The 11,869-nt window shown below is 66.6% G+C and carries 16 protein-coding genes; 15 read left to right on the forward strand and 1 reads right to left on the reverse strand.

The features are described 5' to 3' along the window. The first annotated feature begins 7 nt into the window (after positions 1 to 7). The 14 genes from hisD to tatC all read left to right on the forward strand — a co-directional run bounded on the left by hisD (position 8) and on the right by tatC (position 9,668). The gene (gene hisD, locus WS89_RS27565; RefSeq protein WP_027783351.1) at positions 8 to 1,324 is read left to right on the forward strand and encodes a histidinol dehydrogenase; all 1,317 of its coding nucleotides are present in this window, start codon (positions 8 to 10) and stop codon (positions 1,322 to 1,324) included. A 145-nt stretch (positions 1,325 to 1,469) separates the two neighbouring features. Next, positions 1,470 to 2,543, forward strand: a complete 1,074-nt coding sequence (hisC, locus tag WS89_RS27570) for a histidinol-phosphate transaminase (protein ID WP_059795152.1) — start codon at positions 1,470 to 1,472, stop codon at positions 2,541 to 2,543. Positions 2,544 to 2,608: 65 nt separating this feature from the next. Then, the gene (gene hisB / locus WS89_RS27575) at positions 2,609 to 3,196 is read left to right on the forward strand and encodes an imidazoleglycerol-phosphate dehydratase HisB (protein ID WP_011546606.1); all 588 of its coding nucleotides are present in this window, start codon (positions 2,609 to 2,611) and stop codon (positions 3,194 to 3,196) included. A gap of 61 nt (positions 3,197 to 3,257) precedes the next feature. After that, the gene (locus WS89_RS27580; protein WP_059499738.1) at positions 3,258 to 3,878 is read left to right on the forward strand and encodes a YchE family NAAT transporter; all 621 of its coding nucleotides are present in this window, start codon (positions 3,258 to 3,260) and stop codon (positions 3,876 to 3,878) included. Then, entirely contained in the window at positions 3,875 to 4,516 is a 642-nt protein-coding gene (gene hisH, locus WS89_RS27585) for an imidazole glycerol phosphate synthase subunit HisH (RefSeq protein ID WP_059499737.1), read from the forward strand. Before WS89_RS27580 ends, hisH begins: the two co-directional genes overlap by 4 nt. A gap of 163 nt (positions 4,517 to 4,679) precedes the next feature. Then, entirely contained in the window at positions 4,680 to 5,435 is a 756-nt protein-coding gene (gene hisA, locus WS89_RS27590) for a 1-(5-phosphoribosyl)-5-[(5-phosphoribosylamino)methylideneamino]imidazole-4-carboxamide isomerase (RefSeq protein WP_059499736.1), read from the forward strand. A gap of 106 nt (positions 5,436 to 5,541) precedes the next feature. Continuing rightward, on the forward strand, positions 5,542 to 6,315 hold the full coding sequence (gene hisF, locus WS89_RS27595; protein WP_059499735.1) for an imidazole glycerol phosphate synthase subunit HisF: 774 nt from the start codon (positions 5,542 to 5,544) through the stop codon (positions 6,313 to 6,315). Beyond that, complete coding sequence (hisI, locus tag WS89_RS27600; protein WP_011546604.1) at positions 6,315 to 6,731, forward strand: phosphoribosyl-AMP cyclohydrolase; 417 nt, start codon at positions 6,315 to 6,317, stop codon at positions 6,729 to 6,731. The genes hisF and hisI overlap by 1 nt, the downstream gene beginning before the upstream one ends. After that, the gene (locus WS89_RS27605) at positions 6,728 to 7,093 is read left to right on the forward strand and encodes a phosphoribosyl-ATP diphosphatase (protein WP_059499734.1); all 366 of its coding nucleotides are present in this window, start codon (positions 6,728 to 6,730) and stop codon (positions 7,091 to 7,093) included. Before hisI ends, WS89_RS27605 begins: the two co-directional genes overlap by 4 nt. Before the next feature lie 70 nt (positions 7,094 to 7,163). Further along, entirely contained in the window at positions 7,164 to 7,556 is a 393-nt protein-coding gene (locus WS89_RS27610) for a DUF4870 family protein (protein WP_059499733.1), read from the forward strand. A gap of 31 nt (positions 7,557 to 7,587) precedes the next feature. Beyond that, complete coding sequence (locus WS89_RS27615) at positions 7,588 to 7,953, forward strand: histidine triad nucleotide-binding protein (RefSeq protein WP_059795155.1); 366 nt, start codon at positions 7,588 to 7,590, stop codon at positions 7,951 to 7,953. A gap of 94 nt (positions 7,954 to 8,047) precedes the next feature. After that, positions 8,048 to 8,278 carry a Sec-independent protein translocase subunit TatA gene (tatA, locus tag WS89_RS27620; protein WP_034209780.1) on the forward strand — a complete coding sequence of 77 codons (231 nt, stop codon included), beginning with the start codon at positions 8,048 to 8,050 and terminating at the stop codon, positions 8,276 to 8,278. Positions 8,279 to 8,304: 26 nt separating this feature from the next. After that, positions 8,305 to 8,838, forward strand: coding sequence for a Sec-independent protein translocase protein TatB (gene tatB, locus WS89_RS27625; protein ID WP_059795158.1), 534 nt, complete (start codon positions 8,305 to 8,307; stop codon positions 8,836 to 8,838). A 41-nt stretch (positions 8,839 to 8,879) separates the two neighbouring features. Continuing rightward, positions 8,880 to 9,668 (forward strand): twin-arginine translocase subunit TatC, encoded by a 789-nt coding sequence (tatC, locus tag WS89_RS27630; protein WP_059499731.1) that lies wholly within the window; start codon positions 8,880 to 8,882, stop codon positions 9,666 to 9,668. A 207-nt stretch (positions 9,669 to 9,875) separates the two neighbouring features. Here the strand turns inward: tatC and WS89_RS27635 are convergent, their stop codons facing one another. Continuing rightward, positions 9,876 to 11,081: a Do family serine endopeptidase gene (locus WS89_RS27635; protein ID WP_059499730.1), complete on the reverse strand. Its 1,206-nt coding sequence runs from the start codon at positions 11,079 to 11,081 to the stop codon at positions 9,876 to 9,878. A 21-nt stretch (positions 11,082 to 11,102) separates the two neighbouring features. Between WS89_RS27635 and WS89_RS27640 the strand changes: the two genes are divergently transcribed. After that, a complete protein-coding gene (locus WS89_RS27640) occupies positions 11,103 to 11,849 on the forward strand; it encodes a Nif3-like dinuclear metal center hexameric protein (RefSeq protein ID WP_059795162.1) in 747 nt (248 codons plus the stop codon). The last annotated feature ends 20 nt before the right edge of the window (positions 11,850 to 11,869 follow it).

Genomic DNA, 11,869 nt, shown 5'->3' on the forward strand with positions numbered 1-11,869 from the left:
AACTCCCATGTCCATCACCATCCGCAAGCTCGACTCGACGAACGAAGGCTTCGGCGCCGCCCTGCGCGCCGTGCTCGCGTTCGAGGCGAGCGAAGACGAGGCGATCGAGCAATCGGTCGCGCAGATCCTCGCCGACGTGAAGTCGCGCGGCGACGCCGCGGTGCTCGAGTACACGAACCGCTTCGACCGGCTGAGCGCGGACAGCGTCGCCGCGCTCGAATTGCCGCAGGACGCGCTGCAGACGGCGCTCGACGGCCTCGCGCCGAAGGCGCGCGCGGCGCTGGAAGCCGCCGCGGCGCGGGTGCGCGCGTACCACGAGAAGCAGAAGATCGAGTGCGGCACGCATAGCTGGCAGTACACGGAAAGCGACGGCACGGTGCTCGGCCAGAAGGTCACGCCGCTCGACCGCGTCGGCCTGTACGTGCCGGGCGGCAAGGCCGCGTATCCGTCGTCGGTGCTGATGAACGCGATTCCCGCGCGTGTCGCGGGGGTCGGCGAGATCGTGATGGTCGTGCCGACGCCGGACGGCGTGAAGAACGACCTCGTGCTCGCCGCGGCGCTGCTCGGCGGCGTCGATCGCGTGTTCACGATCGGCGGCGCGCAGGCGGTCGGCGCGCTCGCGTACGGCACGGCGACGGTGCCGGCTGTCGACAAGATCTGCGGCCCCGGCAACGCGTATGTCGCGTCGGCGAAGCGCCGAGTATTCGGCACGGTCGGCATCGACATGATCGCCGGGCCGTCGGAAATCCTCGTGCTGTGCGACGGCACGACCGATCCGAATTGGGTCGCAATGGACCTGTTCTCGCAGGCCGAGCACGACGAACTCGCGCAGTCGATCCTGCTGTGCCCGGACGGTGCGTTCCTCGATCGCGTCGAGAAGGCGATCGACGAGCTGCTGCCGACGATGCCGCGCCAGGACGTGATCCGTGCGTCGCTCGAGGGGCGCGGCGCGCTGATCAAGGTGCGCGACATGGCCGAGGCGTGCCGGATCGCGAATGACATCGCACCGGAACACCTCGAAATCTCGGCGCTGGAGCCGCAGCAATGGGGTCAGCAGATCCGCCATGCGGGCGCGATCTTCCTCGGCCGCTATACGAGCGAAAGCCTCGGCGACTACTGCGCGGGGCCGAACCACGTGCTGCCGACGTCGCGCACCGCGCGCTTCTCGTCGCCGCTCGGCGTGTACGACTTCATCAAGCGCTCGAGCCTGATCGAGGTCAGCGCGGAAGGCGCGCAGACGCTCGGCGAGATCGCGTCCGAGCTCGCGTACGGCGAAGGGCTGCAGGCGCATGCGAGGAGCGCCGAGTTCCGGATGAAGGGCTGAGCGCGCCGTGCGCGGGACCGGGCGCGCGCCGACGCGCCGGCACCGGCACCGGCGGCCCCGGATCGACGCAGGAGACGAGCGCAAGGCGGCAGCCGCCGCCTTGCCAACCATTTGACGCCGGCGCGACGCACGCCGGCTTGAGACCATGACGACGCCACAAGACATCATCCGCCGCGACGTGCTCGCGATGACGAGCTATCCGGTTCCCGACGCGAGCGGGTTCGTGAAGCTCGACGCGATGGAGAACCCGTATCCGCTGCCGGCGCCGCTCGCCGCGGCGCTCGGCGAGCGGCTCGCGCAGGTCGCGCTGAACCGCTACCCGGCGCCGCGCCCGGCCGCGCTGCTCGACAAGCTGCGCCACGCGATGCGCGTGCCGGCCGGTTGCGACGTGCTGCTCGGCAACGGTTCCGACGAAATCATCAGCATGATCGCGGTCGCGTGCGCCCGGCCGGGCGCGAAGGTGCTCGCGCCGGTGCCGGGCTTCGTGATGTACGAGCTCTCGGCGAAGCTCGCGCAGCTCGAATTCGTCGGCGTGCCGCTGAAGGCCGACCTGACGCTCGACGTCGACGCGATGCTCGCGGCGATCGCCGAGCACCGGCCGGCGATCGTCTATCTCGCGTATCCGAACAACCCCACCGGCACGCTGTACGACGATGCCGACGTCGAGCGGATCGTCGCGGCTGCGCGGCACAGCCTGATCGTGATCGACGAGGCGTACCAGCCGTTCGCGGAGCGCTCGTGGCTGCCGCGTGCCGCCGAGTTCGACAACGTCGTCGTGATGCGCACGGTGTCGAAGCTCGGCCTCGCGGGTATCCGCCTCGGCTATCTCGTCGGCTCGCCCGCGTGGCTGAACGAATTCGACAAGGTGCGCCCGCCGTACAACATCAACGTGCTGACCCAGGCGACCGCCGATTTCCTGCTCGACCACCTCGACGTGCTCGATGCGCAGGCGGCCGAATTGCGCGCGGAGCGCGCGCGCCTCGCGCAGGCGGTGGCCGCGCTGCCGGGCGCGACGGTGTTTCCGAGCGCCGGCAATTTCCTGCTGGTGCGCGTGCCGGACGCGGCTGCCGTGTTCGATGCGCTGCTCACCGAGCGGGTGCTGGTCAAAAACGTGAGTAAAATGCATCCGTTACTGGCCGAATGCGTGCGGCTGACCGTCGGTTCTCCCGACGAAAACGCCCGCCTGCTGGCCGCCTTGAAACTCGCGCTGCCCGGTTGAGCCCAGGGCGCGGCGGCGCGCGACGATCAATCCCCATTTACATCAGACTCAATCAAGGAATTGCCATGCGTGTGGCGGAAGTCGTTCGCAATACCAGCGAAACGCAGATCCGTGTGAAGCTCGATCTCGACGGCACCGGCCGGCAGAAGCTGGCCACCGGCGTGCCGTTTCTCGACCATATGCTCGACCAGATCGCGCGACACGGTCTGGTCGATCTCGAGGTCGAAGCGCATGGCGACACGCATATCGACGATCACCACACGGTCGAGGACGTCGGCATCACGCTTGGCCAGGCCGTCGCGAAGGCGATCGGCGATCGCAAGGGCATCCGCCGCTACGGCCATTCGTACGTGCCGCTCGACGAGGCGCTGTCGCGCGTCGTGATCGACTTCTCGGGCCGGCCCGGCCTCGAATTCCACGTGCCGTTCACGCGCGCGCGGATCGGCACGTTCGACGTCGACCTGTCGATCGAGTTCTTCCGCGGCTTCGTGAACCACGCGGGCGTCACGCTGCACATCGACAACCTGCGCGGGATCAACGCGCACCATCAGCTCGAGACGGTGTTCAAGGCCTTCGGCCGCGCGCTGCGCGCGGCGGTGGAGCTCGACGAGCGCGCGGCGGGGCAGATTCCGTCGACGAAAGGAAGCCTCTGAACGTCCGAACGGACTGCGCTCGGGACAACCTCACGGCTTCGGCGCGCGGCGCCGGCTTGCGATGGATCTGCTCAAATCGTTCATTTCGCTGCTCGCGCTGATCAATCCGGTCGGTGCGGTGCCGTTCTTCCTGAGCCTGACGGCGCAGCAGACGGAGGCCGAGCGGCGGCGCACGATCCGGATCGCATCGGTGTCGGTGTTCTGCGTGATGACGGTGACCGCGCTGCTCGGGCAGCAGATCATCAACTTCTTCGGCATTTCGGTCGGGTCGCTCGAAGTCGGCGGCGGGATCATCATGCTGCTGATGGCGATCAACATGCTCAACGCGCAGATCGGCAACACGCGATCGACGCCCGAGGAGCGTGACGAAGCCGAGCTGAAGGACAACATCGCGGTCGTGCCGCTGGCGATTCCACTGCTCACGGGCCCCGGCTCGATCAGCACGGTGATCGTCTATGCGGCGAGCGCGCATCACTGGTATGAACGGGCCGGGCTGGTCGCGATCGGCGCGGTCCTGGCTTTTCTGTGTTTCGTCGCGATGCGGCTCGCCGAGCCGATCGCGAACTGGATCGGCCGCACCGGCATCAACATCGCCACGCGGCTGATGGGTCTGATGCTGTCGGCGCTGGCGGTGGAATTCATCGTCAATGGACTGAGGGCGCTACTGCCTGCACTGAGATGAAAACTTCGATTGCGATTGTGGATTATGGGATGGGCAACCTGCGCTCGGTCGCGCAGGCGCTCAAGAAAGCCGAACCGGCCGCCGACGTGGCGATCGTCGACACGCCGGCCGCGATTCGCGCGGCCGACCGCGTCGTGCTGCCCGGCCAGGGTGCGATGCCCGACTGCATGCGCTGCCTCGGCGAATCCGGCCTGCAGGAGGCCGTGATCGACGCGTCGCGCACGAAGCCGCTGCTCGGCGTGTGCGTTGGCGAGCAGATGCTGTTCGACTGGAGCGCGGAAGGCGACACGAAGGGCCTCGGCCTGTTGCCCGGCAAGGTCGTGCGCTTCGAGCTCGACGGCCGGCTGCAGGACGACGGCTCGCGCTTCAAGGTGCCGCAGATGGGCTGGAACCGCGTGCGCCAGGCGCAGCCGCACCCGCTGTGGGACGGCGTGCCCGACGACGCGTATTTCTACTTCGTGCACAGCTATTACGTCGTGCCGGACAACCCGGCGCACACGGTTGGCGAAACGGCCTACGGCGCGCCGTTTACGTCAGCGGTCGCGCGGGACAATCTCTTCGCGACCCAATTCCACCCCGAGAAAAGCGCGGAGGTCGGGTTGCGTCTGTATCGCAACTTCGTACACTGGAAACCGTAAACGTGGTGCGCGAGCCACAGTCGAACTGGCCGAACGGCCTGTCGCGCGGGGCTTGCCCGCTTAAGCGCCGAAAGAGTTGTACTAAACTAGCGAGACGGCGCGGCACCGGTTTGGCCGGTACGCGCCGGATTCTTTTCATTTTCCACGACGACACCCGATTGCTATGTTGCTGATTCCGGCCATCGACCTCAAAGACGGTCAGTGTGTGCGCCTCAAACAGGGCGATATGGACCAGGCCACGATTTTCTCCGAGGACCCGGCGGCGATGGCCCGCAAGTGGGTCGATCTCGGCGCCCGGCGGCTCCATCTCGTCGACCTGAACGGCGCATTCGCCGGCAAGCCGAAGAATCTCGAGGCGATCGAAGCGATCCTCGACGAAGTCGGCGACGAAATCCCGGTACAGCTCGGCGGCGGCATCCGCAGCCTCGAGACGATCGAGAAGTATCTCGACGCCGGCCTGTCCTATGTGATCATCGGCACTGCCGCCGTGAAGAATCCGGGCTTTCTGCAGGACGCATGCACCGCGTTCGCGGGCAACATCATCGTCGGGCTGGACGCGAAGGACGGCAAGGTCGCGACCGACGGCTGGAGCAAGCTGACCGGCCACGAAGTGATCGATCTCGCGAAGAAGTTCGAGGACTATGGCGTCGAATCGATCGTCTACACGGACATCGGCCGCGACGGGATGCTGCAGGGCATCAACATCGACGCGACCGTGAAGCTCGCGCAGGCCGTCGGCATTCCGGTGATCGCGAGCGGCGGCCTGTCGAATCTCGCGGACATCGACAAGCTCTGCGAAGTCGAGGAACACGGCGTCGAAGGCGTGATCTGCGGCCGCGCAATCTATTCCGGCGATCTCGATTTCGCGGCCGCGCAAAAGCGCGCGGACGAACTGAACGGCGAACTCGACAACGCGTAACCGCGGTTGTCCCGTTCGCCGGGGCTGCCCGCGAGCAGCCCCGACCGGACGCCTCGTGCGAGGCCTCCGCAACCGGCCGTCCCAGCGCGGCATTTGGCGCAACATCATGGCTCTAGCTAAACGCATCATCCCCTGCCTGGACGTGACTGCCGGGCGTGTCGTCAAGGGCGTCAATTTCGTCGAGCTGCGCGACGCCGGCGACCCCGTCGAAATCGCCCGCCGCTACGACGAACAGGGCGCCGACGAACTCACGTTCCTCGACATCACCGCGACGTCCGACCAGCGCGACCTGATCCTGCCGATCATCGAAGCCGTCGCGTCGCAGGTGTTCATTCCGCTGACCGTCGGCGGCGGCGTGCGCGCCGTCGAGGACGTACGGCGCCTGCTGAACGCGGGCGCGGACAAGGTCAGCATGAATTCGTCGGCGGTCGCGAATCCGCAGCTCGTGCGCGACGCGGCCGACAAGTACGGCTCGCAGTGCATCGTCGTCGCGATCGACGCGAAGCGCGTGTCGGCCGACGGCGAGACGCCGCGCTGGGAAGTGTTCACGCACGGCGGCCGCAAGAACACGGGCCTCGACGCGATCGAATGGGCGCGCAAGATGGCCGAGCTCGGCGCGGGCGAGATCCTGCTCACGAGCATGGACCGCGACGGCACGAAGTCGGGCTTCGACCTTGCACTCACGCGCGGCGTGTCGGACGCGGTGCCGGTGCCGGTGATCGCGTCGGGCGGCGTCGGCTGCCTGCAGGATCTCGCGGACGGCATCAAGGACGGTCGCGCCGACGCGGTGCTGGCCGCGAGCATCTTCCACTACGGCGAGCACACGGTCGGCGAGGCGAAGCGCTTCATGTCCGACCAGGGCATCCCGGTGAGGCTGTGATGAATACCGAAACGAAATCCCTGCCCGCGTGGCTCGACAAGGTCCGCTGGGACGACAACGGCCTCGTGCCGGTGATCGCGCAGGAAGCGTCGACGAACGACGTGCTGATGTTCGCGTGGATGAATCGCGAGGCGCTCGCGAAGACGATCGAGACGCAGCGCGCGGTCTATTATTCGCGCTCGCGCAAGCGCCTGTGGTTCAAGGGCGAGGAGTCGGGCCACGTGCAGCACGTGCACGAGGTGCGGCTCGACTGCGACGAGGACGTCGTGCTGCTGAAGGTCGAGCAGGTGTCGGGCATCGCGTGCCACACCGGCCGGCATTCGTGCTTCTTCCAGAAATTCGAAGGCACCGTGGACGGCGGCGACTGGGTCGCGGTCGAGCCGGTGCTGAAAGATCCCGAACACATCTACAAATGACGCAATCGACCGAAGACACGCTGCTGCGCCTCGCGGCCGTGATCGATAGCCGCAAGGGCGGCGATCCCGATCAATCGTACGTGTCGCGCCTGTTCCACAAGGGCGACGACGCGGTGCTGAAGAAGATCGGCGAAGAGGCGACGGAAGTCGTGCTGGCCGCGAAGGACGTGCGCCAGGGCGGCGCGCCGGCCGCGCTCGTCGGCGAGGTGGCCGACCTGTGGTTTCACTGCCTCGTGATGCTGTCGCATTTCGACCTGAGCCCGGCCGACGTGATCGCCGAACTCGAGCGCCGCGAGGGCTTGTCGGGCATCGAGGAAAAAGCGCTGCGCAAGCGCCGCGAGCGCGAGGAAAACGGCGGGTGACGGACAGACCCCGCCGCGGTGGCAACAGTGCGGTAAGCTGTAAGAATTGTCATCTGACGGGGGTAGCATCATGAACGAAACGTCGAACCAGTTTCCGACGCCGGCGGTGCCGGGAGCAGCGGATGCCGAACGCCTGAACGGGCTGCGCACGCTGACCCACGTGCTGTACGGCCTCTATGCGATTCACTGGCTGACGGGCGGCGTCACCGGCATCATCGCGATCATCATCAACTACGTGAAGCGCGGCGACGTGGCCGGCACGCCGTACGCCGATCACTTCGAGTGGCAGATCCGCACGTTCTGGCGCGCGCTGATCGCTTACGTGATCGGGATCGCGCTGCTGTTCGTCGCGGTCGGATTCGTCGTGATGTTTGTCACATGGATTTGGACGCTGTACCGTATCATCAAGGGTTGGCTGTACCTGAACGACAACAAGACGCTCGATTCGCAGGCGTGGTTCTGACCGGCCGCGCGCGGGCGTTTGCAGGAGCAACATGAGTCACGATCCGAATTGCCTGTTCTGCAAGATCGCGGCAGGCGAGATCCCGAGCACGAAGGTGCACGAGGACGACGAATTCGTCGCGTTCCGCGACATCCGCCCGGCCGCCGAGACGCACGTGCTCGTGATTCCGCGCCGGCACGTGCCGACGCTGTCGGCGGTGGGCGACGCCGATGCACCGATGCTCGGCCGGCTGATGCTGCTCGTCGCGCGTCTGGGCGACCAGCTCGGGGTCGCGTATACGGGCGGCGAAACCGGTTTTCGCACGGTGATCAACACGGGCCCGGGCGGCGGGCAGGAGGTCTACCACCTGCACGCGCATATCCTGGCCGGCCCGCGCCCGTGGCAACGGATGGGTTGACGAAGCGGGGCGTTTCCCCGCATCCGATAGTCGAAGCCGGCGCGTCGCCGGCGATTTGCGCCGCATCGCGGCGTGGTTGAGGAGAGGTTTCATCATGGGTGGATTGAGCATTTGGCACTGGCTGATCGTGCTGCTGATCGTCGCGCTGGTTTTCGGTACGAAGAAGCTGCGCAACATCGGCAACGACCTCGGCAGCGCCGTGAAGGGTTTCAAGGACGGCATGAAGGAAGGCGAAACGCCGGCGGACGCGCAGCAATTGCCGCGTTCGGGCACGGTCGACGTCAACGCGAAGGAAACGACGCGTTCCGATTCGAACAAGGCGTAACGCCGGCACGCTGACAGGCATTCGCGATGCTGGATCTCGGTCTTTCGAAGATGGCGCTGATCGGCGTCGTCGCGCTCGTGGTGCTCGGCCCCGAGCGCCTGCCGCGCGTCGCGCGTACGGCCGGCGCGCTGTTCGGCCGCGCGCAGCGGTACATCAACGACGTGAAGGCCGAGGTCTCGCGCGAAATCGAACTCGACGCGCTGCGGACGATGAAGACCGATTTCGAATCGGCCGCGCGCAATGTCGAGACGACGATTCACGACAACCTGCGCGAGCACGAGAAGGCGCTGAACGACACGTGGCATTCCGCGGTCGGCGGTATCAACGAAGGCTCGGTCGATGCCGGCACGTACGGTGGCGACACACCCGCAGCGCCGTCGTGGCGTGGCGGCAGTTCGGCCGCGCTTGCGCCGAAGCGTCGCAACTGGCGCATCAAGCAGGCGGCGACGCCTGTCTGGTACAAGCGCGCGACGACCCGCCGCACCCACGTGCAGTCGGGCGCCGCACGTGTCGCGCGCCACCAGCCGGCCAGCCTGCGCCGGCCGACGCGCTTCTTCTGAGTCGAGCGCATGCTCGCTCGTCAATCCTACCGAGGGCCGGTGTGAGCGACCCCCAGCAGAACCCGGGCGACGCCCCGGAAGAAACCTTCATTTCCCATCTCGTCGAGCTTCGCGATCGCATCATTCGCGCGGGGCTGGCCGTGATCGTCGTGTTCGTCGGGCTCGTCTACTGGGCGCCCGACATCTTCAGGCTGCTCGCGCGGCCGTTGATGGAGAACCTGCCGAAAGACGGCAAGATGATCGTCACCGACGTCACCGGCTCGTTCTTCGTGCCGATGAAGGTCACGATGCTCGTCGCGCTCGTGATCGCGCTGCCGATCGTGCTGTACCAGATCTGGGCGTTCGTCGCGCCGGGGCTGTACCAGCACGAGAAGAAGCTCGTCACGCCGCTCGTCGGCAGCAGCTACGTGCTGTTTCTGTGCGGGATGGCGTTCGCGTACTTCCTCGTGTTTCCGACGATCTTCCGCGTGATGGCGCACTACAACGCGCCGCTCGGGGCCGAGATGACGACCGACATCGACAACTACCTGAGCTTCGTGCTCGGGATGTTCATCGCGTTCGGCGTCACGTTCGAGGTGCCGATCGTCGTCGTGCTGCTCGTCCGGATGGGCGTGCTGTCCCTGCAGAAGCTGAAGGAGATGCGACCGTACGTGATCGTCGGCGCATTCGTGGTCGCGGCGGTCGTCACCCCGCCGGACGTGTTCTCGCAACTGATGCTGGCGCTGCCGCTCGTCGTGCTGTTCGAGATCGGGCTGCTGGCCGCGCGGTTCTTCGTGCCGAAGAAGCCGGTAGAAGAGGGCGAGGCGGGGAACGGCGAAGCCGCGGGTTGACGGCGCGGCGCCGGGCGGCTTTCCGGGCCAAGCCGGAGGGGCCGGTACCTGTGGTTGGCCGCCAGCCAGCGCATCCCAACGCGGCCTTCCCGGCACCAGACATCGTTGGAAGCAAAGCAAAAGGGCAGCCAGCCGGCTGCCCTTTTTCATTTCTGCGCCGCATCAAATCGCATCGCGAACGGCAAGCGGCGTGCCGCCCGCCGAGCCTCATTCGCTATCGTTGTCCTGCTCGTCGAGCGTCTGCTTCGGCGGCGGCGGACGCTTGCCGATCACGACGTTCACGTCGAACTGCTTGCCCTTGCGGACGACGTGCACCTTGGTCGGCGTGCCCGGCTTGATTTGCGCGACGACGTTCAGCAGCTTCGTCGTGTCGGTGATGTCCTCGCCGTTGACGCTCACCAGGATGTCGCCCGGCTTGATGCCGGCCTTGTCGGCAGGGCCGCCCTGCAGCACGCCCGCGACGATCGCGCCCGATTTCTGCTGGAGCCCGAACGACTCGGCGATTTCCGGCGTGACGTCCTGCGGCTCGACGCCGATCCAGCCGCGCGTGACCGAGCCCGTCGTGATGATGCTTTCGAGCACCGTGCGCGCGGTCGAGACCGGAATCGCGAAACCGATGCCGAGCGAGCCGCCCGAGCGCGAGTAGATCGCCGTGTTGATGCCGAGCAGGTTGCCGTTCACGTCGACCAGCGCGCCGCCGGAGTTGCCGGGGTTGATCGGCGCGTCGGTCTGGATGAAGTTCTCGAACGTGTTGATGCCGAGGTGGTTGCGGCCGAGCGCGCTGATGATCCCCATCGTCACCGTCTGGCCGACGCCGAACGGGTTGCCGATCGCGAGCACGACGTCGCCGACGCGCGACTGGTCGGAGCGGCCGAGCGTGATCGTCGGCAGGTTCGTCATGTTGATCTTCAGTACCGCGAGATCGGTTTCGGGATCGCTGCCGATCACTTTCGCGGTGGCCGTGCGGCCGTCGGCGAGCGCGACTTCGATCTGGTCGGCGCCGTCCACGACGTGCTGGTTCGTTAGAATGTAACCTTCAGGGCTCACGATGACGCCGGAGCCGAGGTTGGCGGCCGGCTCGTCCTGCTGCTTGCGGGCGTTGCGGTCGCCGAAGAAGTAACGGAACAGCGGATCCTTTGCGCGCGGGTCGGGCGGCAGCGAGCCGTCCTTGCTGGAGAACACGTTGACGACGGCCGGCATCGCCTTCTGCGCGGCTTCGGCATACGACGTGGTCGCCGGTGCGCCGCCGATGCCCGGCGCGACTTCGCGCAGCGCGACGATCGGCGTGGCGAGCTGCTTGCCGAGCTGTCCTTGCCGTTGCAGCCATTGCGGCTTGAGCGTCACGACGATGAACATCAGCGCGAGCAGTACGGTCACCGCTTGCGCGAAGAACAGCCAGAAGCGTCTAAGCATCTGAATGGATTAGAGGTTTATATGGATCGGATCGAACTTGAATTGTACTTGAACAATACCCTTGAAACCGCGCGCTTCAAGGACTATTGCCCGAACGGCCTTCAGGTCGAAGGGCGCCGCAAGATCGAGAAGATCGCCACCGGCGTGACGGCGTCGGTCGCGCTCCTCGAAGCCGCGCTCGAATGGGGGGCGGATGCCGTGCTCGTCCATCACGGCTATTTCTGGCGCAACGAGGCGCCGCAGATCACCGGCCGCAAGTATCAGCGCCTGAAGCTGCTGCTCGCGAACGACCTGAACCTGTTCGCGTTTCACCTGCCGCTGGACGCGCATCCCGAGTTCGGCAACAACGCGCAGCTCGGCGAAAAGCTCGGCCTGATCGGCGAGCAGCGCTTCGGCGAAGGCGACCTGGGCTGGATGGCGACGCTGCCGATGCCCGTCACGCTCGAGCACTTCGTCGCGAAGGTCGAGCGCACGCTCGGCCGCGCGCCGCTCGTGCTGGGCGACCCGGACATGCAGTTGCGCCGCATCGCGTGGTGCACGGGCGCCGCGCAGAGCTATTTCGACGCGGCGATCGATGCCGGCGCGGACGTGTTCCTGACCGGCGAGGTGTCCGAATCGACCACGCACGCGGCGGCGGAGAGCGGTGTCGCGTTCGTTGCGGCGGGGCACCATGCGACCGAGCGCTACGGAATCCAGGCGCTGGGGCGCCACTTGTCCGAAGAATTCGATCTCGAACACCTTTTTATCGATATTCATAATCCGGTCTGAGCGACGGATTTGCGGCAGCG

This window comes from Burkholderia sp. MSMB1072, from assembly GCF_001524725.1.
Taxonomy (GTDB): domain Bacteria; phylum Pseudomonadota; class Gammaproteobacteria; order Burkholderiales; family Burkholderiaceae; genus Burkholderia.

Bases quoted from the DNA above. Each gene is read 5' to 3' on its own strand.
- hisD (WP_027783351.1), top strand. From the start codon at position 8: ATGTCCATCACCATCCGCAAGCTCGACTCGACGAACGAAGGCTTCGGC.
- hisC (WP_059795152.1), top strand. From the start codon at position 1,470: ATGACGACGCCACAAGACATCATCCGCCGCGACGTGCTCGCGATGACG.
- hisB (WP_011546606.1), top strand. From the start codon at position 2,609: ATGCGTGTGGCGGAAGTCGTTCGCAATACCAGCGAAACGCAGATCCGT.
- WS89_RS27580 (WP_059499738.1), top strand. From the start codon at position 3,258: ATGGATCTGCTCAAATCGTTCATTTCGCTGCTCGCGCTGATCAATCCG.
- hisH (WP_059499737.1), top strand. From the start codon at position 3,875: ATGAAAACTTCGATTGCGATTGTGGATTATGGGATGGGCAACCTGCGC.
- hisA (WP_059499736.1), top strand. From the start codon at position 4,680: ATGTTGCTGATTCCGGCCATCGACCTCAAAGACGGTCAGTGTGTGCGC.
- hisF (WP_059499735.1), top strand. From the start codon at position 5,542: ATGGCTCTAGCTAAACGCATCATCCCCTGCCTGGACGTGACTGCCGGG.
- hisI (WP_011546604.1), top strand. From the start codon at position 6,315: ATGAATACCGAAACGAAATCCCTGCCCGCGTGGCTCGACAAGGTCCGC.
- WS89_RS27605 (WP_059499734.1), top strand. From the start codon at position 6,728: ATGACGCAATCGACCGAAGACACGCTGCTGCGCCTCGCGGCCGTGATC.
- WS89_RS27610 (WP_059499733.1), top strand. From the start codon at position 7,164: ATGAACGAAACGTCGAACCAGTTTCCGACGCCGGCGGTGCCGGGAGCA.
- WS89_RS27615 (WP_059795155.1), top strand. From the start codon at position 7,588: ATGAGTCACGATCCGAATTGCCTGTTCTGCAAGATCGCGGCAGGCGAG.
- tatA (WP_034209780.1), top strand. From the start codon at position 8,048: ATGGGTGGATTGAGCATTTGGCACTGGCTGATCGTGCTGCTGATCGTC.
- tatB (WP_059795158.1), top strand. From the start codon at position 8,305: ATGCTGGATCTCGGTCTTTCGAAGATGGCGCTGATCGGCGTCGTCGCG.
- WS89_RS27635 (WP_059499730.1), bottom strand. From the start codon at position 11,081: ATGCTTAGACGCTTCTGGCTGTTCTTCGCGCAAGCGGTGACCGTACTG.
- WS89_RS27640 (WP_059795162.1), top strand. From the start codon at position 11,103: ATGGATCGGATCGAACTTGAATTGTACTTGAACAATACCCTTGAAACC.